The sequence below is a fragment of the Acidimicrobiales bacterium genome, assembly GCA_035630295.1.
In the GTDB taxonomy this organism is placed as follows: Bacteria; Actinomycetota; Acidimicrobiia; order Acidimicrobiales; family Iamiaceae; genus Iamia.
Window position 1 is genome coordinate 137069 of record DASQKY010000051.1, and the last position, 25733, is coordinate 162801.

The 25733-nt window shown below is 75.0% G+C and carries 24 protein-coding genes and 1 tRNA gene; 10 read left to right on the forward strand and 15 right to left on the reverse strand.

The genetic code is table 11. The annotated features are described in order from the left end of the window. The first annotated feature begins 91 nt into the window (after positions 1–91). Positions 92–1189 carry an adenosine deaminase gene (locus VEW93_14740; GenBank protein ID HYI63047.1) on the forward strand — a complete coding sequence of 366 codons (1098 nt, stop codon included), beginning with the start codon at positions 92–94 and terminating at the stop codon, positions 1187–1189. On the opposite strand, the gene VEW93_14745 is transcribed toward VEW93_14740, so the two are convergent. Then, positions 1186–2415 carry a DUF3089 domain-containing protein gene (locus tag VEW93_14745; GenBank protein HYI63048.1) on the reverse strand — a complete coding sequence of 410 codons (1230 nt, stop codon included), beginning with the start codon at positions 2413–2415 and terminating at the stop codon, positions 1186–1188. The genes VEW93_14740 and VEW93_14745 overlap by 4 nt on opposite strands. Before the next feature lie 19 nt (positions 2416–2434). On the opposite strand from VEW93_14745, the gene upp reads away from it, so the two are divergent. Continuing rightward, entirely contained in the window at positions 2435–3058 is a 624-nt protein-coding gene (gene upp / locus VEW93_14750) for a uracil phosphoribosyltransferase (GenBank protein HYI63049.1), read from the forward strand. Positions 3059–3074: 16 nt separating this feature from the next. On the opposite strand, the gene VEW93_14755 is transcribed toward upp, so the two are convergent. Genes VEW93_14755 through VEW93_14765 form a run of 3 tightly spaced genes read right to left on the reverse strand, consistent with a single transcriptional unit; the run spans position 3075 to position 6225 of the window. Continuing rightward, positions 3075–3467, reverse strand: coding sequence for a nuclear transport factor 2 family protein (locus VEW93_14755; protein HYI63050.1), 393 nt, complete (start codon positions 3465–3467; stop codon positions 3075–3077). Next, positions 3467–5218: a phospho-sugar mutase gene (locus tag VEW93_14760; GenBank protein HYI63051.1), complete on the reverse strand. Its 1752-nt coding sequence runs from the start codon at positions 5216–5218 to the stop codon at positions 3467–3469. The genes VEW93_14755 and VEW93_14760 overlap by 1 nt, the downstream gene beginning before the upstream one ends. Positions 5219–5232: 14 nt before the next feature. After that, positions 5233–6225 (reverse strand): adenosine kinase, encoded by a 993-nt coding sequence (locus VEW93_14765; GenBank protein HYI63052.1) that lies wholly within the window; start codon positions 6223–6225, stop codon positions 5233–5235. 139 nt (positions 6226–6364) lie between these two features. Between VEW93_14765 and VEW93_14770 the strand changes: the two genes are divergently transcribed. Beyond that, entirely contained in the window at positions 6365–9064 is a 2700-nt protein-coding gene (locus VEW93_14770; protein ID HYI63053.1) for a DUF4214 domain-containing protein, read from the forward strand. Between the two features lie 3 nt (positions 9065–9067). Here the strand turns inward: VEW93_14770 and VEW93_14775 are convergent, their stop codons facing one another. After that, positions 9068–10612: a protein kinase gene (locus VEW93_14775; GenBank protein ID HYI63054.1), complete on the reverse strand. Its 1545-nt coding sequence runs from the start codon at positions 10610–10612 to the stop codon at positions 9068–9070. A gap of 84 nt (positions 10613–10696) precedes the next feature. On the opposite strand from VEW93_14775, the gene VEW93_14780 reads away from it, so the two are divergent. From VEW93_14780 to VEW93_14790, 3 genes are all read left to right on the forward strand, one after another. Further along, positions 10697–11149, forward strand: coding sequence for an OB-fold domain-containing protein (locus VEW93_14780; GenBank protein HYI63055.1), 453 nt, complete (start codon positions 10697–10699; stop codon positions 11147–11149). Continuing rightward, positions 11146–12342, forward strand: a complete 1197-nt coding sequence (locus tag VEW93_14785; GenBank protein HYI63056.1) for a lipid-transfer protein — start codon at positions 11146–11148, stop codon at positions 12340–12342. Before VEW93_14780 ends, VEW93_14785 begins: the two co-directional genes overlap by 4 nt. A 270-nt stretch (positions 12343–12612) precedes the next feature. Continuing rightward, positions 12613–13230, forward strand: a complete 618-nt coding sequence (locus tag VEW93_14790) for a hypothetical protein (GenBank protein ID HYI63057.1) — start codon at positions 12613–12615, stop codon at positions 13228–13230. A gap of 26 nt (positions 13231–13256) precedes the next feature. On the opposite strand, the gene VEW93_14795 is transcribed toward VEW93_14790, so the two are convergent. From VEW93_14795 to VEW93_14815, 5 genes are all read right to left on the reverse strand, one after another. After that, positions 13257–13691 (reverse strand): hypothetical protein, encoded by a 435-nt coding sequence (locus VEW93_14795; protein ID HYI63058.1) that lies wholly within the window; start codon positions 13689–13691, stop codon positions 13257–13259. Beyond that, on the reverse strand, positions 13688–14470 hold the full coding sequence (locus VEW93_14800; protein ID HYI63059.1) for an SDR family oxidoreductase: 783 nt from the start codon (positions 14468–14470) through the stop codon (positions 13688–13690). The genes VEW93_14795 and VEW93_14800 overlap by 4 nt, the downstream gene beginning before the upstream one ends. Then, positions 14467–15699, reverse strand: a complete 1233-nt coding sequence (locus tag VEW93_14805; GenBank protein HYI63060.1) for an acyl-CoA dehydrogenase family protein — start codon at positions 15697–15699, stop codon at positions 14467–14469. The genes VEW93_14800 and VEW93_14805 overlap by 4 nt, the downstream gene beginning before the upstream one ends. A 27-nt stretch (positions 15700–15726) precedes the next feature. Then, positions 15727–16980 (reverse strand): DUF222 domain-containing protein, encoded by a 1254-nt coding sequence (locus VEW93_14810; protein ID HYI63061.1) that lies wholly within the window; start codon positions 16978–16980, stop codon positions 15727–15729. Positions 16981–17160: 180 nt separating this feature from the next. Then, entirely contained in the window at positions 17161–17379 is a 219-nt protein-coding gene (locus VEW93_14815; protein HYI63062.1) for a hypothetical protein, read from the reverse strand. Positions 17380–17501: 122 nt separating this feature from the next. Here VEW93_14815 and VEW93_14820 point away from each other — a divergent pair, with 122 nt between their 5' ends. Beyond that, complete coding sequence (locus VEW93_14820; protein ID HYI63063.1) at positions 17502–18755, forward strand: MFS transporter; 1254 nt, start codon at positions 17502–17504, stop codon at positions 18753–18755. Between the two features lie 95 nt (positions 18756–18850). On the opposite strand, the gene VEW93_14825 is transcribed toward VEW93_14820, so the two are convergent. The 4 genes from VEW93_14825 to VEW93_14840 form a co-directional block, all read right to left on the reverse strand. Next, complete coding sequence (locus tag VEW93_14825) at positions 18851–20092, reverse strand: acyl-CoA dehydrogenase family protein (protein HYI63064.1); 1242 nt, start codon at positions 20090–20092, stop codon at positions 18851–18853. A gap of 93 nt (positions 20093–20185) precedes the next feature. Continuing rightward, on the reverse strand, positions 20186–21310 hold the full coding sequence (locus tag VEW93_14830; protein HYI63065.1) for a family 43 glycosylhydrolase: 1125 nt from the start codon (positions 21308–21310) through the stop codon (positions 20186–20188). A 123-nt stretch (positions 21311–21433) separates the two neighbouring features. Further along, a complete protein-coding gene (locus VEW93_14835) occupies positions 21434–21796 on the reverse strand; it encodes a sigma factor (GenBank protein HYI63066.1) in 363 nt (120 codons plus the stop codon). Positions 21797–21938: 142 nt separating this feature from the next. Next, positions 21939–22015: transfer RNA gene (locus VEW93_14840), tRNA-Pro, on the reverse strand. A gap of 161 nt (positions 22016–22176) precedes the next feature. Between VEW93_14840 and VEW93_14845 the strand changes: the two genes are divergently transcribed. From VEW93_14845 to VEW93_14855, 3 genes are all read left to right on the forward strand, one after another. Next, complete coding sequence (locus VEW93_14845; GenBank protein ID HYI63067.1) at positions 22177–23031, forward strand: hypothetical protein; 855 nt, start codon at positions 22177–22179, stop codon at positions 23029–23031. 79 nt (positions 23032–23110) lie between these two features. Beyond that, positions 23111–23713, forward strand: coding sequence for a hypothetical protein (locus tag VEW93_14850; protein HYI63068.1), 603 nt, complete (start codon positions 23111–23113; stop codon positions 23711–23713). Positions 23714–23738: 25 nt separating this feature from the next. After that, the gene (locus VEW93_14855) at positions 23739–24539 is read left to right on the forward strand and encodes an enoyl-CoA hydratase (protein ID HYI63069.1); all 801 of its coding nucleotides are present in this window, start codon (positions 23739–23741) and stop codon (positions 24537–24539) included. Between the two features lie 21 nt (positions 24540–24560). On the opposite strand, the gene VEW93_14860 is transcribed toward VEW93_14855, so the two are convergent. After that, entirely contained in the window at positions 24561–25727 is a 1167-nt protein-coding gene (locus tag VEW93_14860; protein HYI63070.1) for a ferritin-like domain-containing protein, read from the reverse strand. Positions 25728–25733 lie beyond the last annotated feature (6 nt).

The window sequence follows — 25733 nt, forward strand, 5'->3', positions numbered from 1 at the left end:
GTGGACCACCCCTCGGTTGCCATCCGTGCGCGAGGACGCCACTCAACGTGGGCTCGGGCCAAGACGACCCGTCGCCGGTACCCTCGGGGGCATGGAGGAGCGGCTGAGCTTCGAGCAGATCCGGCGGGCTCCGAAGGTGCTGCTCCACGACCACCTCGACGGGGGGCTGCGGCCCCGGACGGTGGTGGAGCTGGCCGCCGAGCACGGCTACACCGGCCTGCCCACCACCGACGTGGACGACCTGGCCGGGTGGTTCACCCAGGGGGCGGCCCGCCGCGACCTCGACCTCTACCTGGAGACCTTCGAGCACACCGTGGGCGTCCTCCAGGAACGCGACGCCCTGGCCCGGGTGGCCGCCGAGTGCGCCCAGGACCTGGCCGACGACGGCGTGGTCTACGCCGAGGTGCGCATGGCCCCCGAGCTGTGCCTGGAGCGGGGCCTGACCCTGGACGAGGCCATCGGGGCCATCCTCGAGGGGTTCCGCCTGGGCACCGCCGACGGGCGCCTGGAGGTCGGCCTCCTGGTCACCGCCATGCGCCACGCCGCCAACTCCAAGGAGGTGGCCGAGGCCGCCCTCCGCCACCGGGACGAGGGCGTGGTCGGCTTCGACATCGCCGGCAGCGAGGCCGGCCACCCCCCCACCCGCCACCTGGACGCCTTCCGCACCGTGTCGGAGGAGAACTTCCACATCACCATCCACGCCGGCGAGGCCTTCGGGCTGCCGTCGATCTGGGAGGCGGTGCAGATCTGCGGGGCCGAGCGCCTGGGCCACGGCGTGCGCATCGTGGACGACATCGACGTCACCGGCGACGGGGTCCGGCTGGGGCGCCTGGCCTCGTTCGTGCGCGACCGGCGGGTGCCGCTGGAGATGTGCCCGACCTCGAACGTCAACACCGGGGTGTGCGACACCATCGCCGAGCACCCCATCGGCCTGCTGCGCCGGCTGCGGTTCCGGGTCACGGTCAACACCGACAACCGGCTGATGAGCGGCACGTCGATGAGCCGGGAGATGGCGCAGCTGGTCGACGCCTTCGGCTACGGCTGGGACGACCTGGAGTGGCTCACCCTCAACGCCATGAAGTCGGCGTTCTGGCCCTTCGACCGGCGCCTGCGCATCATCAACGAGCGCATCAAGCCCGGCTACGCCGCGCTGCGGGCCTCCGGCCTGGGCGTCAGCCTGGCCGGTTAGCGCGGCGGCTGGCCGTCGGCGGTGTAGGCCTCGCCCTGGACCCGGGCCAGCTCCACCAGGTCGTCGAGGGCCACGGTCATGTCCACGAGGTGCAGGCCCCACTCGTGGTCGAGGGTCTCGGTCACCAGGCTGCCCAGGGGCCGGGGGTCGGCGGCATCGGCCCGGGCCACCGACAGGTAGTCGTGCGTCTCGGTGGCCTGGCACGACACGTCGAGGGCGTCGGGCAGGGCCACGAACGGCGTGGTGACGTCCTCGGTGCCCTCGACCCGGCCCACCAGCGGCGCCTCGACGGGGGCCACCGGGTCGGCGTGCTGGCGGCCCAGCAGGCCCACGGCGTCGACGCACAGGGCCCGGCCCCCCTCCCCGGCGTCGGCGAAGATGCCCCCCGCCGGTGGCGGTGAGCCCTCGGGCCAGCTCGACCACGTCACCACGCAGCCGACCTGCTCGGCCGAGGTGCAGGCCGGGATGGAGCTGAACGTGCCCCCGACCTCGGCGCCCTCCGGCGCCCGGGCCGCCCCGCCGAACAGGTAGGCGGCCACCAGCCGGTCGCGGAGGGCCGGCTCGTCGTCGACCTCCTGGCGCAGCAGGTCCACCAGGTGGCCCATGCCCTGCGAGTGTCCGATGACGATCACGCCCCGGCCGTCGTTCCAGCGGGTGATGTAGGTCTTCCAGGCGTCGAGCACGTCCGCGTAGGCCACGGGCCCGGCCTCGGCGAAGGCCCCACGCCCCAGCCCCGACAGGGTGATCTGCTGGTAGGCGGGGGCGAAGACCCGGCACGAGCGGGCGAACTGGGCGGCCTGGGCCACGACGGTCAGGGCCTCGGGATCGCTGCGCCCCACCACCCGGTTGCTGTTGTTGCGGACGTCGTTGGACACCGTCGGGTAGACGTAGAAGCAGTCGATGGGGGGCTCCGCCGCCGGCTCCCGCTCCTCGACGGTCCGGGTGCCGTCGGCGGCGATGGTGGTGACGTCGAGGTCTCGGCAGACGTCGTCGGCCAGGTCGGGCCGGCAGATCCACGGCAGCTCCTCGTCGTAGACGTTCGAGGCGTAGCCCGCGTAGGGAGCACCCCCGCCGCCGGCGCCCGTGGTCGACGACGAGGGCGCCGTGGTGGTCCCGTCGGCGCCCTCGGCGTCGCCGTCGGAGCTCGAGCAACCCGCCACCAGGACCAGGGCCGCCCCCACGGCGAGCAGGCGGCGGGCACGGCGAGGGACGGGGCGGGTCGTCATCACGGGCCAGACTGGCACAGTGCACACCACCGTCGTCGACCACCCACTCGCCGCCCAGGCCCTGGGCAGGCTGCGGGACGAGACCACCGAGCGGGTGGCCTTCCGCCAGGCCATGGACGACCTGGCCGGCATCCTGGTGGTGGAGGCCACCCGCACCCTGCCCACCGTCCAGGCCGAGGTGCGCACGCCCCTGGCCACCACCCGCGTGGTGCGGGTGCACCCGGCCCCGCTGGCCGTGCCGGTGCTGCGGGCCGGCCTGGGCCTGCTGCCCGGCGTGCTGCGCCTCCTCCCCGACGCCCCCACCGGCTTCATCGGCGTGGCCCGGGACGAGGGCACGCTGGAGCCGGTGCCCTACATGGACTCGGTCCCCGCCGACCTGGGGGGCCGGCCGGTGCTGGTCCTCGACCCCATGCTGGCCACCGGCGGGTCGCTCACCTACGCCTGCCGGCTGCTGCGGTCGCGGAACCCGGGCCGGGTGACGGCGATCTGCGTGCTGGCCGCCCCCGAGGGCGTGACCCGGGTGAGCAGCTCGGGCCTGGTCGACGACCTGGTGGTGGCGGCGGTGGACGAGCGCCTGGACGACACCGCCTACATCGTGCCCGGCCTGGGCGACGCCGGCGACCGCCTGTTCGGCACCGCCTGAGCCCGACCTGAACCGATCAGGTCGTCGACCAGAGCGCGTCGACGAAGCGTTGGTCCTCGTCGAACAGCCAGCACTCCCGCAGGCGGGCGTCCTCCACGCGGAACACCAGCACCCGTTGCACCACCCGGCCGGGCTCGTCGCCGGCGACGCCCAGCCGCTCCTCGACCACCAGGGCGCTGCGCTCGGCCCCGACCAACACGTCGACCACCCTCTCCAGCACTCGGGCCGAGCGCGCCGTGGCCTGGGCCAACGCCGTCACCGCGGCCTCGAAGCCGACGTGGTCGCCGGCCAACGGGCTGGAGCCGAAGTAGTGGATGACCAGGTCCGGGTGGTAGCAGGCCAGCACCCCGTCGAGGTCGCCGTCCTGCCACGCCCGGGCGTAGCGGTGGAGGACGGTCTCCTCCGGCATCAGTCGAGGCCCAGGGCGGGCGGCAGAGCGGCCAGCAAGGTGGCCAGGCCCTCGTCAGCCCGGGCCCGGGCCCCGGCCAGGTCGCCGTCGCTGACTGGCTCCACGACCTCCACGTAGCACTTGAGCCGGGGCTCGGTGCCGCTGGGCCGGACCACGACCCGGGCCCCTTCCAGGGCCAGGCCCACCACATCGGCCGGCGGGAGGGTGGGTCGGGGTGTGCCGTCCAGGAGGTCGGCCACGCCGGCCACCCGCCGCCCGGCCAGCGCGACCGGGGGTGAGGACCGCAGCCGGGCCATGGCCCCGGCGATGCGGGCCGCCCCCTCGGCCCCCTCCAGGAGCGCCGTCCACCGGCCGGTGGCGTGCACGCCGAAGCCTCGGGCCAGCTCGTCCAGCCGGTCGAGGACGGTGACGCCCCCGCTGGCCAGGTCGCTCACCATCTCGGCCGCCAGGAGCAGGGCTCCGATGCCGTCCTTGTCCTGGACCAGGTCGCCCACGCAGTACCCCAGGGCCTCCTCGTAGCCGAAGGCCAGCCGCCGTCCGGGGCCGGGTGAGCGCACGATCCACTTGAAGCCGGTGAGGGTCTCGGCGTACGGCACGCCGGCGTCCACCGCCAGGGCCCGGAGGAGGGTGGAGGACACGATGGTGGTGGCGAACACGCCCTCGGGGGGCAGGCCGCCCCGGCGCACCAGGTGGTCGGCCAGCAGCCACCCCAGCTCGTCGCCGGAGAGGACCCGCCAGGCCACCTGGTCCCGCACCGCCCCCCGCTCGGGGTCGTGGACGGCCATGGCCAGCCGGTCGCCGTCGGGGTCGTTGGCCAGGGCGACATCCGCGCCGGCCCAGGCCGCCTGGCCCCGCAGCTTGTCCAGGACCCCGGGCTCCTCGGGGTTCGGGGAGGGGACGGTCGGGAAGTCGGGGACCGGCTCGGCCTGCTCGGGCACCTCGTGGAGGGTCACGAAGCCGGTCATCCGGCAGGCCCGCCGCACCGTCGCCCCGGCCACGCCGTGGAGCGGGGTGTAGGCCACCTGCACCGGCGCCTGGTCGCCACGGCCCCGCAGCACGGTGGCCAGCAGCTCGGTCAGGTACTCGTCGACGATGTCGAGGCTGACCCGCTGGATCAGGGGGTTGGCCGCGCCGCTGAGCGGGACCTGGGACAGGGGGCCGGCCGCCTCCATGTGGGCCACGATGGCGGAGGCCTGGTCCACGTCCACCTGGCGCCCCTCGCCGTCGTACACCTTGTAGCCGTTGTCGGTGGCCGGGTTGTGGCTGGCCGTCACCATGATGCCGGCGGCCGCCCCCAGGTGGCGGACGGCGTAGGCCAGCACCGGCGTGGGCACCAGGTCGGGGAGGACGTGGACGGCCAGGCCGTGCCCGGCCAGGACCTCGACGGCCTCGGTCTCGAACACCTCGCTGCCGTAGCGGGCGTCTCGCCCGATGACCACCCCGCCCCGGGGATCGCCGGCGCCGCCGGCCAGGACCCAGCCGGCCACGCCGGCCGTGGCCCGGCGGACCACGGCCCGGTTCATGCGGTTGGGCCCGGGACCCAACGGGCCCCGCAGGCCGGCCGTGCCGAAGGCCAGGGCGGTGCGGAACAGCTCCCGCAGCTCCGCCGCGGCCTCCTCCTCGCCGTCCTCGACCCGGTAGACCAGGAGCTGGAGGGTGCGGGCGTCGGAGGGCTTCGGGTCCTCGGCCACCCAGGTCCGCACCCGGGCCAGCAGGGCGTCGAGCTCGGGGTTCCCGGTGATCGGTCCCATCGACACGCCGCCGATCAGGCGTCGACCAGGTGGAGGAGCTGGGCCAGCGACAGGCCGGGCCGGGCGCCGGTGTGGCCGAGGACGGCGGCGGCGGCCACCGAGCCCAGCCGCCCGCACCGATCCAGGCCCATGCCCTGGGTGTAGCCGTAGAGGAAGCCGGAGGCGTAGAGGTCGCCGGCGCCGGTGGTGTCGACCCGCTTGGGCACCTCGTGGGCGGCGACGTGGTGGGTGGTGTCGCCGGCCACCACCACCGAGCCGTGGCGGCCCTTGGTGACGCAGGCGATCTTGCACCGGCCCCGGACCTTGGCCACCGCGTCCTCGACGTCGTCGACCTGGTAGAGCCGGGTGATCTCGTCGGTGTTGGCGAAGAGGATGTCGACCCCGCCGTCGATGAGGGCCAGGAAATCGTCGCGGTGGCGCTCGACGCAGAAGCCGTCGGACAGGGTGAGGGCCACCTCGCGCCCGGCCTCGTGGGCCGCCGCGGTGGCCACCCGGTAGGCGGCCTTGGCGTCGTCGCGGTCGAACAGGTAGCCCTCCAGGAACGTGACCTGCGAGTCCCGGACCAGGTCGAGGTCGACGTGGTCGGGGCCGAGCAGCGACGACGCCCCGAGGTAGGTGCTCATGGTGCGCTGGGCGTCGGGGGTGACGACGATGAGGCACCGCCCGGTGGCCGGGCCGCTGGTGGCCCGGGGCGAGGTGAAGGCCACATCCAGCGAGGACAGGTCGTGGGCGAACACGGTGCCCAGCTCGTCGTCGTGGACCCGGCCGATGTAGGCGGCCCGGCCGCCGAAGGAGGCCACGCCGACCAGGGTGTTGGCCGCCGAACCCCCGGACATCTCGGTCCGGTGGGCCATGGCCCGGTACAGCTCCTCGACCCGGTCGTCCTCGACCAGGGCCATGGAGCCCTTGGTCAGGTCGTGGGTGTCGAGGAAGGCGTCGTCCTCGTGGCTGAGGACGTCGACCAGGGCGTTGCCGATGCCGACGACGTCGTAGGAGGGCGTGGTCACGGGCCGCGACCCTACCGGGGCCCGCGGCCCGACCCGGACCGCGCCGCCCGGGAGGCCGGCCCCGGCCCGTCGGCCCCCCGCACCGGCGACCCGGCCCGGTACTGTGACCAGCGCAACAGCCCGGCAGGAGGAGCTGCGCATGTCCCCCACCCCCCCGGCCCCCCGTGCCCCGGGACGGCCCGGCGCCCACCGGCGCCTCGCCGTCGCCGCCTCCCTGCTGGCCGTCCTGGCCGGCCTGGGCGTGGCCCCGGCGCCCGCCCCCGCCGGGCCCACCTCCCCGGTGCCCGCCTCCGTCGTACCCGCCGCCGCCGGGGCCCCCGGGCCCGGGTTCGGTGCCCCCGGCACGCCGGCCCGCCCGGGCTCGGAGCGCTACGTCCGCGACGCCTACGCCTCGGTGCTGGGCCGGGGCATCGACGAGCCCGGCCTGGCCTACTGGGGTGGCCGCCTCGACGGCGGGACCAGCCGGGCCACCTTCGCCAAGCTGCTGGTCCTCTCGCCCGAGTCGCTGCGGCGCCAGCTCCGGGCCCTCTACGAGGACGTGGGCATCACCCCCGGCCCCACCGACATCGGGACCGACGCCGAGGCCCTCCGCACCGGGGCCACCTCCCTGGAGGGGGTCCTGGTGCGCCTGCTCTCCACCGCCGAGTTCTCCGAGGGCCCCGGCGGGGGGACCCCCGAGGGCTTCGTGGCCGCCCTCTACGAGCGGGTCCTGGACCGGCCGGCCGAGCCGGCCGGCGCCGCCTACTGGGTGGGGCGCCTGGAGGCCGGGGCGTCCCGGTCCACCGTGGCCCGGGGCTTCGTGCTCTCGACCGACCGGCTCCGCACGGTGGTGGCCGCCGCCTACGACCAGGTCCTGGGGCGCACCACCGACGTGCCGGGCCGCGACTACTGGGTGGCCCGCATGGTGCGGGGCACCGGGCTCCTCGACCTGTTGCGGTACCTGCTCGACAGCGCCGAGGCGTGGTCCATGGGCTGCAGCCTGCTCGACGCCGGCCACTGCCTCCTGCCCTTCCCCAACGACCAGATGACCGTCCCCGACCCGTCGACCGACACCGGCCGCCGGGTGGTCCTCAAGTCGCCCTGGGTGCCCGCGCCGGTGGGCGGGCCCGCCTTCGACCCCTCCGAGTGGAACCGCCAGGACGGGTTCAGCCCGGGCTCGGCCATCATGGTCTCCAGCCGCGGCATCGACCCGGGGCAGTCGGGCCTGGCCCCCCTCACCGACATCGGGGCGTCGCTGGACCCCGACGCCCCCCTGGTGCTGGTCGACCTCGACACCGGCCAGCGCTGGCCCTACTGGGCCGAGCTGGACAGCAACGCCCCGGCCGGTCCCCAGCGCGCCCTGGTCGTCCGGCCCGCCCGCAACCTCCTCGACGGCCACACCTACGCGGTGGGCATCGGCCCCGTGCGGACCGCCTCGGGGGCGGCCGTCACCGCCCCGGCGGGGTTCCGGGTGTTCCGCGACCAGTTGCCCAGCGGCAGCCGCCGGGTCAACGAGCAGCGGGAGCCCACCGAGGCGGCCATCGACGCCGTGGTCGAGGCCGGCCTGGACCGCTCCACCCTCCACCTGGCCTGGACCTTCACCGTGGCCAGCACCCGCAACCTGGCCGAGCGCATCGTCCACATGCGCGACGAGACCCTGGGTGGCCCCGCCGGCCAGGTGGCCCCCGACTTCACCGTGACCGCGGTGGCACAGGGCGGCGACCAGACCACCCGGGTCGAGGGCACCTTCCAGGTGCCGCTGTACCTGACCGGCACCGGCGCCCCGGGCAGCCGCCTGCGCCTGGGCCCCGACCACCTGCCCGAGCCCCGGGGCACCGTCACCGCCCCCTTCGTGTGCACCGTGCCCGACTCGGCCCGCACCACGCCGGCCCGGGCCGGGCTCTACGGCCACGGCCTGCTGGGCAACGGCAGCCAGGCCAACTCGGGGTCGGTCCGGCCCCTGGCCCGGGAGCACAACATGGTGTTCTGCGGCACCGACTGGGCGGGCATGTCCGACTCGGACATCGGCAACGTGCTGGAGATCCTGTCCGACCTGTCGCAGTTCCCGGAGATGGCGGACCGGATGCAGCAGGGCTTCCTCAACTTCATGGTCCTGGGCCGGCTCATGACCCTGCCCGACGGCCTGGTCACCCACCCCGCCTTCCAGCGCCCCGGGGGGGCACCGGCCATCGACGGCGGCGACCTCACCTACTACGGCCTGAGCCAGGGCGGGATCATGGGCGGGGCCCTGGTGGCCACCAGCCCCGACATCACCCGCGGGGTGCTGGGCGTGCCGGGCATGAACTACAGCACCCTGCTGGAGCGCAGCGTCGACTTCGACCTGTTCTTCACCTTCCTGGCCCCCGAGTACCCCAGCGCCCTGGACCGCATCCTCATGATCTCGGTGATCCAGATGCTGTGGGACCGGGGCGAGGCCAACGGCTACGCCAACCACATGACCGCCGATCCCCTGCCCGGCACCCCCACCCACGAGGTGCTGCTCCAGGTGGCCTTCGGCGACCACCAGGTCACCCAGTACGCGGCCGAGGTCATGGCCCGGACCTACGGGGCGGCCACCAACGACCCGCCGTTGGCCCCCGGCCGCCTGCCGGACGTCGCCCCCCTGTGGGACATCGACCGCATCGGCGCCTACCCCTACGCCGGGTCGGCCATCGTGTACTGGGACAGCGGCACCCCGGCACCGCCCGTGGCCAACCAGCCCAACCGCGCCGGTGAGGACCCCCACGGCGACCCCCGCTCCGACCCCGACGCCCGCGACCAGATCAGCGCCTTCCTCCAGCCCGACGGCCCGGTCGTCGACGTGTGCGGGGGCGGCCCCTGCGTGGCCGACGGCACGTAACCGCTACTCGCTGCTCTGGACCACGTAGTCGTCGATGAGGGGCGGGCCGCCCTCGGAGCCGGGCACGAAGGTCAGGGTCACCGTCTCGGTGGTGCGCACCCCGTCGGTGCGCACGTAGCGCAGGGTCAGCTCGGCCCGGGCGGCGTCGGCCTCGATCCGGGGCCGGCCCCGGACCTCGACCGAGGCGATGGTCTCGGTCCAGTAGGCGACGTAGCCCTCGTAGGTCTGCTCGGCCTGGAAGCGCGGCGACAGGCGGCTCCACGACGCCTCGAGGTCCCCGGCCCGCACCAACTGGTAGTAGCGGTCGACGGCGTCGCGGTAGGCGGCCTCGCCGGCCGGGGCGGTGGCCCCGGGGTCGGGCTCCGGGTCGGATCCCGGAGGTTCGGTCCCCTCGGGCACCGACAGCTCGGCCCGGGGCTCGGTGGATCCCGGGGCCGCCGTGCCCTCCGGGGCCTCGGTGCCGGGGGGGCTGGCGGGGGCGCCCTCGGTGGTGCCGGCCACCGTGGCCGCCGCCGGCCCGGCCCGGCCCTCCCCGTCGTCGCGGGTGAGCAGCCAGCCGGCCCCGGCCAGGACCAGCAGCAGGGCCACCACGGCGACGGCCAGGACGCCCCGGCGGCCGGCCGGTGCCTCCGGCGGCGCGTCCGGTGGGGGGGCCAGGGGCCGGGTGGGGGCACCGTCGTCGGGCGGCGGGCCGGCGGCCAGGGCCTCCAGGGCCACGCCCAGCTCCTCGGCCGACGCCGGCCTGGCGTCGGGGTCCTTGGCCAGGCAGCGGTCCACCAGCTCGGCCAGGGCCGGGGGCACGCCCAGGGGCCGGAGGTCGGGCGGCGGCTGGGTGACCACCCGGCCGACCCGGCCCACCAGCGGCTCGCCGGGGAGGCCGGCGAAGGGCGCCTGCCCGGACAGGGCGGCGTGGAGGGTGGCCCCCAGGCCGTACACGTCGGCGGCCGGGGTGGACGGGCCGCCGGAGAGGATCTCGGGGGCGGCGTAGCCGATGGTGGCCTGCACCGACCCGGTGGCGGTGGTGGCGGCGTCGGCCAGGCGGGCGATGCCGAAGTCGCTGAGCTGGGGCTCGCCGTACTCGGAGAACAGCACGTTGGCCGGCTTCACGTCCCGGTGGAGCACCCCGGCGGCGTGGGCCGCGGCCAGCGCCCCGGCCAGGCGGGCCCCGATCCGGGCCGCCTCGGCCGGGGCCAGGGGGCCGTGCCGGGCGATCCGCTCGTGCAGGGAGCCGCCGGCGGCGTAGGGCATGAGCAGGTAGGGGTGGCCCGTGGCGGTGACCCCGGTCGAGAAGGCGCCGACGATGTTGGGGTGGTTGGAGAGTCGGCCCATGGCCGTGACCTCCCGCCGCCAGCGGTGGACGGCCCGCTCGTCCATGCCGGGGGCCAGCAGCACCTTGACGGCCACGTCGCGGCCCAGCTCGGGCTGGCGGGCCCGGTAGACGACGCCGAAGCCGCCCCGGCCGACCTCGACCAGGTCGGTCACGCCGGGCACCACCGGGGGGGCGAGGGCACCGCCGGGGTCGACGCCGGTCACGCGGGCCTCCGGCACATGGGGGCACCGTACCCAGGCTGCCCCCGATCCCGCCCGGTAGGGTCCGGATCTGACGATCCGTCAGGTTCTCGGAGGACCGCCATGCCCGCCCCCGCCCCCGTCCCGGCCCTCGGCGCCGACGGCTGGTTCACCACCGACCCGGAGCCGGCCCTGGTCGGCCACCGCTGCCCGGCCTGCGGCACCGTGGCCTTCCCCCGCCCGGCCCTGGGCTGCCCCAACCCGGCCTGCGCCTCCGACGACCTCGAACCCACCCCCCTGGCCCGGCGGGGCCGGATCTGGAGCTACACCGACGCCCGCTACCAGCCCCCGGCCCCCTACGTGGTGCCCGGATCGGAACACGAGCCGTTCTGCATCGCCGCCGTGGAGCTGGAGGCCGAGCGCCTGGTGGTCCTGGGCCAGGTCGTCCCCGGCGTCACCGTCGAGGACCTCCACGTCGGCCAGGAGGTCGAGCTGGTCGTCGTCCCCCTCTTCACCGACGACGAGGCCGTCCACCAGGTGTGGAAGTGGCAGCCGGTCACCGGGCCCGGCCGGTGAGCGCCACCCCCCGGCCCGTGGCCGTGCTCGGCGTCGGCATGCACCCGTGGGGGAAGTGGGGCCGGAACTTCGTGGAGTACGGCCGCACCGCCGCTCGCCGGGCCCTGGCCGACGCCGGGGTGGAGTGGTCCGACATCGACTTCGTGGCCGGCGCCGACACCATGCGCAACGGCTACCCGGGCTACGTCTCGGGCGCCACCTTCGCCCAGGCCCTGGGCTGGACCGGCAGCCGGGTGGCGTCGTGCTACGCGGCCTGCGCCTCGGGCTCGGTGGCCCTGGAGGCGGCCCGCACCCGCATCCTGGCCGGCCTCTCGGACCTGGCCCTGGTGGTGGGGGCCGACACCACCCCGAAGGGGTTCCTGGCCCCCAACGCCGGTGACCGGCCCGACGACCCCGACTGGCTCCGCTTCCGGCTCCTGGGTGCCTCCAACCCCGCCTACTTCGGCCTCTACGCCCGCCGCCGCATGGAGCTGTGGGGCGCCACCGACGAGGACTTCGCCCGGGTCAAGGTCAAGAACGCCCGCCACGGCGTGGCCAACCCGCAGGCCCGGTACCGCACGGAGGTCACCGTGGAGGAGGTGCTGGCCAGCCCGCTGGTGGCCAGCCCCCTGCGCCTGCTGGAGATCTGCGCCACCTCCGACGGGGCCGCGGCGGTGGTCCTGGCCTCGGAGGCCGCGGCCCGCCGCCTGGCCACCGACCCGGTGACGGTCCGGGCCGTGTCCACGGTGACGCCCACCTACCCCAACGTCGTCCCCGACCTGCCCGACATCGCCGCCGACTCGGCCCTGGCCGTGCCCGCCCCGGCCACCACGTTCAAGGCCTCCATCGCCGGGGCCTGCTACCAGGAGGCCGGCATCGGGCCCGAGGAGCTGTCCCTGGCCGAGGTCTACGACCTGTCCACGGCCATGGAGCTCGACTGGTACGAGGACATCGGCCTGTGCGGCCCGGGCCAGGCCGAGGGACTGCTGCGGGACGGCGCCACCGAGATCGGCGGCCACATCCCGGTCAACCCGTCCGGGGGGCTGGCCTGCTTCGGCGAGGCCGTCCCGGCCCAGGCCCTGGCCCAGGTGTGCGAGGTGACCTGGCAGCTCCGGGGCCAGGCCGGCGCCCGCCAGGTGGAGGGGGCCCGGGTCGGCATCACCGCCAACCAGGGCCTGTTCGGCCACGGCTCGTCGGTGCTGCTGGCCCGGTAGGTCAGTACAGCTAGATCAGTACCGGCGCTCGGGCACCTGGCGGTCCGGGTGGTCGAGGGCGATGTGGGACTGGAGCTCCACCAGGTTGGGGAAGAGCAGCTCACAGAACGGGCACCGGTGGGCGTCGGCCATGGGCCCAGTGTGGCCGGGCCCCGGGGGGATTGCGCGGTCACCGCTCACGACAGGGCCCCGCCCCTCCCCCAGGCTGGCCGGACCAGCCGACAGAGACGGGAGACGGCGCCCATGGGGCTCTTCGATGCGTTCAGGGGGGTGACCGGCGGGGTCGACCCCGCCCTCACCACCCACGGCCTCCGGGGCCGGGGCCTGGTCGTCGGCGTCCAGCTCAACGGGGCCGAGGTGTCCTTCGGGGCCGACTCGTACCGGGTGTGCGACCTGCACGTCCAGGTGTTCCTGGACGGGGGCCAGCCCTACGTGGCCGCCTGCCGGCAGCGGGTCCACGAGGTGGTGCTGCCCCAGCTCGGCGCCGGAGCCGCGGTGTCGGTCCGGGTCGACCCCCAGGACGCGTCGCGGGTGGCGGTCGTCTTCGGCGAGGAGCCGCCGGTCGTCACCCTGGGCGTCCCGGCCGACGGCGGGTCGGCCACCATCCTGGCCCGGGGCGCGCCGGCCGAGGCGGTGATCGTGGCCAGCGCCCCGCTCGGCATCCGCAACCACGAGGGCCACGACGTCGCCCTCTTCACCCTCACCGTGCTGCCCATGGGGGGCGACCCGTACCAGGTGCAGGTGGGCAACCCCATGCCCCGGGCCGCCCTGCCCTTCGTTTTCCCGGGGGCCCGGGTGCCGGTCAAGGTGGGGCCCGAGGGGCCGCAGTCGGTGGCCATCGACTGGGACGCGGCCGCGGCCGGCTCCCCCGGCCCGGCCCGCGCCTGACCGCTCCGTGCCTGACCGCCCCGCGGTCAGGCCAGCCAGCGGCTGAGGGCCTCGACCACCACGGCGGGCTCGTGGCGCCCCTCGACCTCCACGGTGATGCCGATGGTGGTCCGGACCGCCCCGGTCGCCTCGACGGCGTCGACCACCGTGGCCCGGGCCCGCACCCGAGAGCCGACGGGCACCGGGGCCCCGAAGCGCACCGACCCCGTCCCCACGTTGATGCCGCTGCTCACCCCCCGCACCTCGACCATCTCGGGGAGGAACAGGTTGGTGAGGGCCAGCAAGAGCAGGGGCGGGACCTCGTGGGCCCCCTCGCCTTGGTGCGGCCCGCCACCGGTGGCGGCCCGGAAGCGGTCCACCCGCCCGGGGCCGACCTCCAGCCAGCCGGTGGGGCCCAGCTCCCGACCCACCGCGGCCCGCACCGCGTCGAGCCCGTCGAGGACGGCCGGCGGCGGGGTCACGGGTGCTGGCTGGACACGGCCACCACCTCGCCGGTCATGTACGACGAGTAGGGGCTGGCCAGGAAGACGATGACGTTGGCCACCTCCCACGGCTCGGCGGCCCGGCCCGACACCTCCCGGGCCGTCAGCTCGGCCAGCACCTCCTCGCTGGTCACCTTGGCCAGGAAAGGGTGCAGGGCCAGGCTGGGCGCCACCGCGTTGACCCGCACCCCCCACGGCGCCGCCTCCACCGCGGCGCAGCGGGTGAGGGCCATCACCCCGGCCTTGGCCGCCGCGTAGTGGGCCTGGCCGGCCTGGGCCCTCCACCCCAGGACGGAGGCGTTGTTGACCACCACCCCGCCCCGGCCGCCGTCGCGCAGGTGGCGGAGGGCGGCCCGGGTCATGCGGAACGTGCCGGTGAGGGTGACGTCGAGCACGGTGGACCACTGCTCGTCGGTCATGTCGACCAGCTCCGCGGTGCCCCCCAGGCCGGCGTTGTTGACCACCACGTCGACACCGCCCAGCTCGTCGGTGGCCGCCGTGAACAGCGAAGCCACGTCGTCCTCCTCGGTGACGTCGCAGCGGGCGGTGGCCGGCCGGGACCCCGTCTCCTCGGCCAGGCGGTCGGCCGTCTCGGCCAGGCGGCGCTCGTGCACGTCGCTGATGAGCACCCGGGCCCCCTCCTCCAGGGCCCGACGGGCCACGGCCGAGCCGATGCCGGTGCCGGCGGCGGCGGTCACGACCACCGCCCGGTCCCGGAGCAGGCCGTGGCCGGGGACGTAGTCGGGGGCGGTGGTCATGGTGCCTCCTGGGGCCGGGGCTCTCGGGGCAGGCCGAGGCCCCGCTCCCCGATGATGGTGCGCTGGATCTGGTTGGACCCGCCGTAGATGGTGTCGGCCCGGGTGAACAGGAACAGGCGCTGGGCATCGGTGAGCCGGTCGCCGGCGTCGGGGCCGGCGCCCTCCCGGCCCAGCAGGGCGCGCGGACCGGCGGCATCGACGGCCAGCTCGCCCAGGGCGCGGTGCCAGCGGGCCCAGTACAGCTTGGTGACCAGGGCCTGGCGGGGCGTCTCGGCCGTCGTCGACAGCACCCGGAGCGTGGTCCACCGCATGATCTCCAACTCGGCGTGGAGCCGGGCCACCCGCTGGCGCAGCACCGGCTCGCCGAGGCGGCCGCAGGCCCGCAGGTCGGCGACCACCGCGTCGAGCTCGTTGCGGAAGGCCAGTTGCTGGCCCAGCGTGGAGGCCCCCCGCTCGAAGGCCAGCAGGCCCATGGCCACGGCCCACCCGCCGCCGACCTCCCCCACCACGTCGGCGTGGGCGGCCCGGGCCCCGTCGAAGAAGACCTCGTTGAACTCGGCCGTGCCCGTGACCTGGCGGATGGGCCGGACCTCGATGCCGGGTTGGTCCATGGGCACCAGGAAGAAGGTGAGACCCTTGTGCTTGGTGACGCCGTGCTTGGCGGCGCCGTGCTTGGCACCGGGACGGTCGGTGCGGGCCAGGACGACGCACCACTGGGCCCACTGGGCCAGCGACGTCCACACCTTCTGGCCGTGCAGCGCCCATCCGTCGCCGTCGCGCTCGGCCCGGGTCGAGACGTTGGCCAGGTCGCTGCCGGCGTCGGGCTCGGAGTAGCCCTGGCACCACAGCTCGGTCCCGGACCGGATGCCGGGGAGGACGCGCCGGCGCTGCTCGTCGGTGCCGAAGTGCAGCACCGTCGGGCCGACCAGGCCCTCGCCGATGTGGCCCACCCGGCCGGGCCCCCGGGCCCGGGCGTACTCCTCGAACCAGATCACCTGCCGGTGAAGGCCGAGCCCCCGACCGCCGTGCTCCGCCGGCCAGCCCACCGCCGTCCACCCGTGGGCCCCCAGGTGCCGCTCCCAGGCCCACCGCTCCTCGACCAGGGCGTGCTCGTCCCCCGGCCCGCCCCGCCCCCGCACCACCGCGAACTCCCCGGCCAGGGCCTCGGTGAGCCACCCCCGCGCCTCGGCCCGGAACGCCTCGTCCGCCGGGCTGAAGCGCAGGTCCATGACGCCGGGAGGCTATCTGACACCCCGTCAGGTCGGCGCAGGGCGGATCGGTCGTCTCGGTCGACATCGGTCGATGGGGGTGCCGTCGGGTCGGTGGACGTCGAGGGTGTCGCCGGGTCCGCGGGCGAGGTGGAAGCGGCCTTCGTGGACGCGGTGGTGGTGGAACCGGCACAGCAGGCACAGGTTGGCCAGATCGGTCGGCCCGGTCCCTTTGCTGGGGTCGTAGGGCTCGATGTGGTGGGCCTCGCACCAGTCCGCGGGGGCGGAGCACCCGGGGAACTGGCAACCCCGATGCGCGAAGGCCAGCGCCCGCTTCTGGGCCCGGGTGGCCAGACGCACATCGAAGCCGAGGTCGAGGACCTCACCCTTGGCGCCGACCAGGACGCGGTGCAGGACTGCTTCGCAGAGCAACCGCTGCATGGTCGGGACCGGGATGGTGGTGCCGTCGCGGGTCTCACACACCCGGGACTTCTGATCGGTGTCGTCCTCGATGGGCGCGTCGAGGAGGGTGCGCTCGTCCACGATGACCTCGATCGAGGGGCGGATCTCACCGTTCTTGATCCCCACGCGACCCTTGCGCACCAAGACCTGCACCAACGCCTGCCCACGCCGCTCCGGCGGAGCCAGACCATCCTCGGGTCCGAACACCCCGGTGCGGAACATGTCATCCACCTCGGCATCGATCACCGAACCGACGATGGCCCCGTGCTCGGGATCCATCTCCCCGTCGAGCACGTAGCGCCCCTGGAAGGTCTGGGCCAGGTTCACCGCCACCCGCGGCGCCGGATCCGGCGGCGGGCCGTCCGGATCGATCGAGCCGACGGCCAGACGGGCGAACTGCTGCCACGACTGCAAGAACCGCCGCGCCTCATCAGCCCGCAACGCGGCCACCTCCTCCACCAGGTACGCCTCCTGCTCCGCGAACACCCCAGCCAGCTCCGGGGTGCGCACCTCCATCAGCGCATCCACCTTCACCCGCCCCAACCGCCCCTCACGCGCCGCAACCTCCACCAGCGGCGCGTCCCGCAGCTCCCGGGCCAGGCGCACCTCGTGCCGCGCCGCACCAGGCATCACATCCACCCGCGCCGCCAACCACGCCCCCGCCGAACGCGCCGCATCACCAGCCCACACCATCCGCCCGCCCAACACCCCCGTCGCCTCCACGATCGCCGCATCCAACACCGCCCGCAGCCGATGCAGATCCCGCACGTGCCCCCGCACCGCCTCGTCACAGAGCTCCCCCGGCACCACCGCCAACAGCGCGGACGCGTCGAGAGACACCTCACATCCCCTCGGGACGGTCACCGGACATGCCATCCATCCTACCGAACCTGTGTTCCCTAAAACCTCCGGGACCCCGCCTGACCAGGGTTTTCTGACCCGTGTCGCGGGTGGCCACAGCGCGCTCGGGCCCGGCCGCGGTCTGCGGCCGGGCCCGAGTGCGCGACAGGGCAGGACGCGCTAGATCTGGCCCTCGCCCTCCACCTGGGCGCCGGTCTGGGCCGCCTCCTGGTAGGCGTCGGCCACCGACTCCGGGACCTCGGTGCCGGCCGCCGCCGCGGCCGCCTCCTCGTCCTCGGTGGGGGGCCGGTCAGGGGCGTGAGCGGCCCGGGCGTCGTCCTCGTCGACGGCCCGCGTGGCCTCGTCGGTCAGGTCGGGGTCGCTGCCGGAGTCGGTCATCTGTCCTCCTGGGGGGATGGATCCAACCGGCACCTGGCGTGCCGGCACCGGGACCCCTTCCCGGCGGCGGGGCGTCCACGCACACCGCCGGCCGGGCCGGGCCGGCCACGTAGCGTCGGGGGGTGCCCTCGCCGCCGCCGTCGCCCGCCGCTGCCCGGGTGCGCGGGAGCCGGGCCCACCGGGCCGTGCTGGCCGCCTTCGTCGCCATGGGGCTGGCCGTGGGCACGTGGGGGGCCCGGGTGCCCGACGTCCGGGCCGACCTGGACCTCAGCGAGGGCTCCCTGGGCGCCGCCCTCCTGGGCCTCTCGATCGGGGCGGTGGCCGGGTCGTGGCTGGGCGGGGCCCTGGTGCGGCGCCTGGGGGCCCGCCGGGTGGTCACCGGGGGGTGGCTGCTGATGGCCGCCACCCTCGTCCCGCCGGGGCTGGCCGGCTCGTGGGCCACGCTGGCCGCCTCCCTCACCGCCGTCGGCCTGGCCATCGGGGTCATCGACGTGGCCGTGAACGGCGCCGGTGTGCAGCTCGAGGAGGTGTCCGACGAGCCGCTCCTGAGCGGCCTCCACGCCGGGTGGAGCGGCGGCGTCCTGGTCGGGGCCGGGGCCGGGGCGCTGGCCGTGGCGGCCGGGGTGGGGACGGGGCCGCACCTGGTCCTGGTGGCCGGCACCGTGGCCGTCACCGCCCTGGTGGCGGGGCCCCACGTGCCCGCCGGGCGCATCGCCGTGATCGCCGAGGCCCTCCACGACGGGGCGGCCGACGGCAGCGGTCCCCGGCGACGGGCCGCCACTCGGCGGCTGTCGGCGCTGGCCGCCATCGGCGGGGCCATCTTCCTGGTCGAGGGGGCCCTGCTGGACTGGTCGGGCATCCTCGTGCGCGACGACCTGGGCGGCGGGGCCGTGCTCGGTGCCCTGGCCGTGACCGGCTTCTCGGCCGGGGGCCTGGTCGGCCGGATGGCCGGGGACGGGCTGGCCGCCCGGTGGGGGCCCGACCGCCTGATCCGGGTGGGTGTGGTGGTGGCCACCGTGGCCTTCGGGGCCGCGCTGGCCAGCCCGTGGGCGGCGCCGGTGCCCGTGCTCCTGGGGGTCGTGGGGGTGGGGATCGCCCCATCGGTGCCGCTGGCCTTCGCCGCCGCCGGGCGGGCCCACGGCGAGCGGGGCATCGCCGTGGTGACCACCGCCGGCTACGGCTCGTACCTGGCCGGCCCCGGCATCATCGGCGGCCTGGCCCACGCCGTCACCCTGCAGGCCGCCCTCGTCGTCCCCCTGCTCCTGGTGGCGGCCACCGGCGCCCTGGCCTGGAGCACCCGTCCACCCAGCCGAGATCGAGGCGGCACCGCTCCGCCCCCGGTCAGCGGCAAAGAAGGTCCTTGGCGATGTGGGTGATCTGGATCTCGTCGGTGCCGCCACGGAGGCCGCAGGCCGACCCAGCAACACGGTTCGGCGCAGCCCAGATCGAGGCGGCACCGCTCCGCCCCCGGTCAGCGGCGAAGGAGATCCTTGGCGATGTGGGTGATCTGGATCTCGTCGGTGCCGCCGTAGATCTGCAGGACCTTGGCGTCGCGGGCCAGCTGCTCGACGCGGAACTCGCTCATGTAGCCGTTGCCGCCGAAGAGCTGGACGGCCTCCAGGGCCACCTCGGTGGCGGCCCGGGCCGAGTAGAGCTTCATGGCCGAGGCCTCGGCCAGGGTCATGGTCCGGCCGGCGGCGGACATCTCGACGGTGCGGAACACCAGGTTCTCGACGTTGAGGCGGGCCACCTCCATGCGGGCCAGCTTGTCCTGGATGAGCTGGAAGTCGCCGATGGGCTGGCCGAACTGGACCCGGTCCTTGGCGTACTGGACCGAGAGGTCCAGGCACTCCTGGATGATGCCGAGGGCCATGGCGGCCACGCCGGAGCGCTCCTGGAGGAAGGTGGCCTTGGCCCCCTCGCGGCCCCCCTTGGCCACCTCCTCGGTCTCGCCGATGAGCCGGTCGCGCCCGACCCGCACGTCGGTCAGGAACAGCTCCCCGGTGGGCGAGCTGTGCATGCCCATCTTGCGGAGGGGCTTGGACTGCTCCAGGCCAGGCATGCCCCGGTCGAGGACGAAGGACAGGACCTTGCGCTGCGAGAGGTCGTTGCCCTCGTCGAGCTTGCAGATGAAGACGATGGTGTCTGCGTAGGGGCCGTTGGTGATGAACGTCTTGGAGCCGTTGAGGACGTACTCGTCGCCGTCGCGCTTGGCCGTGGCCCGCATTGAGCCGAAGGCGTCGGACCCGGAGCCGGGCTCGGTGATGGCCCAGGCCCCGACCTTCTCCAGGGTCAGCAGCTCGGGGACCCAGCGCTCCTTCTGGGCGATGGTGCCCTTGGCGTTGATGGCCGCCGAGGTGAGGCCCATGGACACGCCCATGGCGGTGACCATGCCGGGGCAGACCCGGCACAGCTCGATGATGGGGATGAGGGTCAGCGAGGAGGCGCCGCCGTCGCCCTCGCGGGTCGGCTTCTCGGGGGGCGTCCCTCCGGCGTCGACGGCGGCGGCCACCGCCTTCTCGAACTCGATGCCCTTGGCGAAGCGGTCGCGGGCGGCCACGTCCATGCCGAAGTCGCGGAACATCTTGCGGAGGACGTCGTACGGCGGGGTGTCCCCGTGCTCGAACTCGTCGATCCGGGGGCGGATCTCCTTGTCGATGAACTGGCGCACCGCGCCCCGCACCATCTCCTGCTCCTCGGACCACTGGTACACGGCAACCCCTCGGCTCGTCGGCGTCGGGTCCACGGTAGGGCGCACTTGACCGGGCGGTCTAGTTGCCGGGCCACCCGCCGGGGCGACGCCGAGCTAGCTCAGGCTGACCCGCTGGGCCGCCGGATCGGAGGTGGAGCCGAGGGTGATCCGCCCCCAGTGGGTCTTGCGGGTGTACTCGCCCAGGAGCCCCACCTCGCCCTCGCGGCCCGCCGTCCACGTGGCGTAGGCCACCCGCAGCAGGCCGGTGGCGTCGCGGAAGGCGGTGAGCCCCCCGGGCCCGCTCCGGCCGTTGCCGCCCATCAGCATCGGGCCCCGCGTGTCCAGGGTGCACGGGCCGGTGGGGGCCGCGCAGCGGGCGAAGCCGGTGACGTAGCTGGAGGTGTTCCACTGCCCGGCCGAGTAGAAGAGCAGGTAGGTCTTGGTCTGCGGGTCGTAGGCCATGGTCGGGTTCTCGAGGAAGACGTGGCCCCGGAGCGTGGTGTCGACGGTGCCGTCGTGCCAGGGCAGGCCCTGGGAGGCGAGGATCGTCGGGGTGGCGTTGATCCCGCCCACCACCCGGCCGACGCTGTCGAGACGGACCACGCCGATGTTGTCCCGGGTGCGGCTCAGGGCCACCAGGAGGTGCAGCTTGCCGTCGTGGCCCCGCACCACCTCGGGGTCCAGGGCCCCTCGGCCCCACCGGTTGGAGGCGGGCTGCCCGGCGATGGCCCCCTCCGCCGGGAGGCCGCAGTACAGCGGCGTGCTCCAGGGCGTGAACGGTCCCAGCGGCGAGGTGGCGTCGGCCCGCCCGATGCACAGGTCGTTGTTCTCGTTGGTGGTCGCCGCCCGGTGCTTGGCCGCGAAGTACACGACGAAGGCGCCGTTGATCCGGGTCACCGAGGGGGCCCAGATCTCCCACTCGGTCGGGTCGACCCACGCCGGCCGGTCGGGCATGGCGTCGCGGGGGTTGGTGGCCCAGTCCAGCTGGCTCTGCCCGAGGGTGCCGTTGAAGCTGGAGATCGGGCGGACCGGGAGGCGCATGTTGTTGGTGGAGCCGTACAGGTAGGTGGCCCCGGCGTGGACCAGCACGGCCGGGTCGGAGTTGTCGAACACCCGGGGCGCGTTGGGCCGCTGGCCCACGGCCGGTTGGCCCAGGGTGGGCCCGCACGCCGCCACCAGGCCCATGGCCAACGCCACCGCGCCGATCGACACCGCCGTCTTCGTCCTGCGCTTGCTCATGCTTCTGCTTCCTGCCCGCGGGCGCGGGGGTGAACGCCGCCCCTCGCACCATCGGCCGCCGAGTCCCGAAGTGGAGGGTTCAGTCTGGCAGGGCGCCGTGGCGTCGGTCGAGGTGGCTGCCGGTCAGCGGCCCGGGTCGGTCCCCCGCCGCCAGGTCAGCCAGGCCGACGCCTGCGCCACGCTGACCGGGCGACCGCCGGCCACCCGGGCCCGGCGGGCCAGTCGGTGCCGCCGCCGGAGGTGCCGCTGCAGCACGTGGGCGGCCACGTCGAGCAGCCAGGCGTCGAAGGCGGTGGCCTCGGGCTCGAAGGTGTGCCGGCGGGCCCAGGCCTCGACGAAGGTCTGGACGGTCAGCTCCTCGCCCAGGTCGTGGCCCACCTCCGCCTCGAGGTAGCGCATGACCACGCCCACGTGGGCCCGGTACAGGTCCGACGGGTCCTCGTCCCAGGGCGAGGGCGTGTCATAGGCGAACGGGACGGCGGACATCCCTGAGCGCTCACGCGACACCCCTTCACCCCCCAACTGCGTCCTTGCGCTGGCCGTAGCTCCTGCCATCAGACCACGACGGAGGTTGCGCGACATGCGCGGCCAGCACCGCCGGCGAGCCCGGGTCTGAGGCATCACGTCCTGGTCTGGCCGGGGAGATTCGAACTCCCGACCCCCTGCTCCCAAAGCAGGTGCGCTACCAAGCTGCGCCACGGCCAGTCGGGGTCACGGTACCGCAGGCGCCCAGGCCGCCCGGCGGCGGCCGGGCTCGCCGGGGGAGGTGGCGCACCGGCGCTGCGGCCGTCGCGCCCGGGGTGGGAGGATGGCCCGACGCACCCACCGGCCCCACCGCGGGCCTCCGACCAGAGCCGGGCGGCACCATGAGCGACACCCCCGAAGCCCCCTCCCCCAGCCCGCCCGAGGTGGCGATCCTGACCCTGGCCGAGGAGCCCGAGGCCTGGGCCGCGGCCGGCTTCGCGGTGGACGAGGGCGGGACGTGCCGGCTGGGCCACGTCACCCTGGAGCTGATCGGCCGGGAGGCCGGCACCGGCGTGGTCGGCTGGGCGTTGCGGGGCCTGCCCGAGGGGGCGGCCACCGACCTCGAGGGCTTCCCGACCCGGGCCACCGACCAGGGCCGGGCCCAGCCGGCCGAGCACCCGTGCTCGGCGGTGGCCGTGGACCACCTGGTCCTCCTGTCCGACGACCTGGAGCGCACCGTGGGCGCGGCCGCCACCGTGGGCCTCACCCCCCGCCGGTGGCGCGACCACGTCCTGCCCGACGGCACCGAGGCCCGGCAGGCCTTCTTCCGGGTGGGCCAGGTGGTGCTGGAGGTGGTGGCCCCCCGCGCCCGCCCGGCCCAGCCCCGCCCCGGGGTGCGGGCCTTCGGGCTGGCCGTCACCGCCCTGGACATCGAGCGGGCCCGGGCCTGCCTGGGCGACGCCCTGGGCCCGACCCGCCCGGCGGTCCAGCCCGGCCGCTTCATCGCCACCGTGCGGCGGGGTGCCCACGGCCTGACCATCCCCCTGGCCCTGATGAGCCCCGCCCCCCGCCGGCCCCCCGGGCCCGCCGGCGGCCCGCCCCCGGCCGACGGCCGGGCCGGCGACGCCCCCGCCGGCCCGAGCGACGCCGACCCGAGCAGCACCGACCCGAGCGATGCCGACCCGAGCGACTCCGGGCCGAGCGACCCCGGGCCGAGCGACTCGGAGCCCGAGGGGCCCTTCGCCATCCCCGGCTGAGGTCCCGGCCCGGGCGGGCCCGCCGGCCGCCCGGCACGGGTAGGGTCGCCGCGGTGATCACCGCCGCGCCGTCAGCCTGATGCTCGACCACGTCTTCACCGACGCCATCGGCGCCCTGCGCGACGCCATGGAGTCCGCCTTCCTGGAGCGCCAGGCCTTCGAGGAGCGGTTCCACGCCGATGTCCTGCTCGGCGACCTCACCTGGGAGACGTCGTACTCGCTGCCGGGCGAGGGCGTGCCCCCCCGCACCCGGGCCGACATCACCCTCGACTGGCCCACCTGGGCCCAGACCGCCTACCGCTCCTGGTACATCGGCGAGGAGCTGGACGAGCCGCCCCGCATCGAGATCGAGATCGTGATGCGGGTCCAGCGCCTGGCCACCTCGCCGGGGGTGGCCGAGGTGCTGGCCAGCCTGCCCGAGGAGTCATCGATCATCGGGGCCGAGCGCCTGCAACGCTCCGGCCCCACGCTGGAGACGGTGTTCGACGACGACCTGGCCGCCGAGGAGTACGCGGTGGAGGTCTCCTACGAGGGGTCCTACGACCTGGAGGAGGAGGTGCTGGCCGACGGGTCGGTGCTGGACTCCCACTTCGCCTCCATGGGCGGCTGGATCGCCTCCACCCTGGTCCGGCTGGGCGACCTGAAGCTCGACTACCTCCCCCCCGAGGACGCCCACAGCTGAGCGGCGGGCCGTAGGGTCCCCGGCCATGTCCGATGTCGTGATCGTCGAGGTGGCCGACGGGGTCGCCACCCTCACCCTCAACCGACCCGAGGCCCGCAACGCCCTGTCCACCGAGCTGCTGCGGGCCCTGCCCCGGGTGGTGGCCGACCTCGACGCCGACCCCGCGGTGGCCGCCCTGGTGCTGACCGGCGCCGACCCCGCCTTCTGCGCCGGGCTCGACCTGCGGGAGGTGGGCCGCGGCGACGGCGGGCCCCTGCGGGCCAGCGGGGCCATGGGCGGCACCGACGCCGAGGCCCGGGCCCGGCGCGGCCCCCTCCCCCACCGGACCAAGCCCCTCATCGGGGCGGTCAACGGGGCGGCGGTGACCGGCGGGCTGGAGCTGGCCCTGGCCTGCGACTGGCTGGTGGCCTCGGAGCGGGCCCGCTTCGCCGACACCCATGCCCGGGTCGGCATCCAGCCCGGGTGGGGCCTGAGCGTGCTCCTGCCCGAGGCGGTGGGCCTGCGCCGGGCCCGGGAGATGAGCGCCACCGGCAACTTCGTCGACGCCGACACGGCCCTGCGCTGGGGCCTGGTCAACCACGTGGTGGCCCACGACGACCTGCTGGCCACGGCCCAGGGCCTGGCCCGGGACGTGGCCTCCAACGACACCGCGGCGGTGAGCCGCCTGCTGGCCACCTACGCCGAGGGCAGCGAGACCACGGCCGGCGAGGCCTGGGCCCTGGAGGCCCGGGTGGCGGCCGAGTGGCAGGGCCGGGCCTTCGACCCGGCCGAGGTGGCTCGGCGCCGCCAGGCCATCACCGAGCGAGGTCGGGCCCAGCAGGGCTGAGCCGGCCCGCCCGGGTGGGGCCTAGGCCGTCTCAGCCTCGGCCGCGGCGCGGTCCTTGCTGACCTCGTCCAGCAGCTCGTACTCCTCGCCGGTGTCGACCCAGCTCTCGAACTGGGTCACGCCCAGGGTGTCGAAGCGCTTGCGGAGCCAGCCGTCGTTGGCGTCCAGCAGGCCCAGCTTCTTGCAGTTGGGCACGATCTTGGAGAACAGGAGCTGCTGGAACGGGTCCTCGTTCTTCTGCTCCGGGGTCACGTTGAAGACCTGGAGGGCGTCCTTGGTGCTGACGCCCATGCGGTCCCACACCTCTTGCTGGAGGAACCGGTCGCGCATGCGCACCGCGGCCTCGAAGGCGAACTCCTGGCGCTCCAGCAGCTCGGCCTCGGTCAGCTCGGCGTAGTACTCCTTCAGGCTGAGCACGCCGAAGGCCACGTGGCGGGCCTCGTCGCTCATGACGTAACGGAGGAGCTGCTTGAGCAGGGGGCAGGGGGTGGTCTGGAAGGCCATGCCGAAGGCGGCCAGGGCCAGGCCCTCGACCATGACCTGCATGCCCAGGTAGGTCATGTCCCACCGGCTGTCCTCGATGATGTCGTCTAGGAGCATCTTGAGGTGGGCGTTGATCGGGTAGTGGCCCGAGAGCTTGGTGTCCAGGTAGCGGGCGAAGACCTCGACGTGGCGGGCCTCGTCCATGACCTGGGTGGCGGCGTAGTACTTGGCGTCGATCCACGGGACCGTCTCGACGATCTTGGCCGTGCACAGCAGGGCGCCCTGCTCGCCGTGCATGAACTGGCTGAGGCTCCAGTTCTGGGTCTGGATGGAGAGGTCCATCCACTCCTTCTCGCCCCAGCGCTCGAACACGGTGCCGGTGAGGTCGATGCCCATGTCGGCTCGCATGGAGATGCGCATCTCCATCATGCGGCGGGCGAACTCCTCCTGGTCGACCGGCGTCTCCCACGGCAGGTCCGTGGTGCCGTTCCACATGGAGTTCTTGGCCTTCTCGTAGAGCTTCTCGAGGGAGGGCCGGGCCCCCTTCTCGTAGTCCCAGGTGAAGATGGCGTCCGCGTTGTCCCGCACGGCGTGGATGGCCTCGTCGACGTCGGTGTTGGAGACCGACAGGATGGCCTCCAGGTCGTCGACGTCGTCGCGGCCGAGGATCTCGGCGTCGCGGTCAGGGGTGTCGGTGGTGGCCATGTCAGG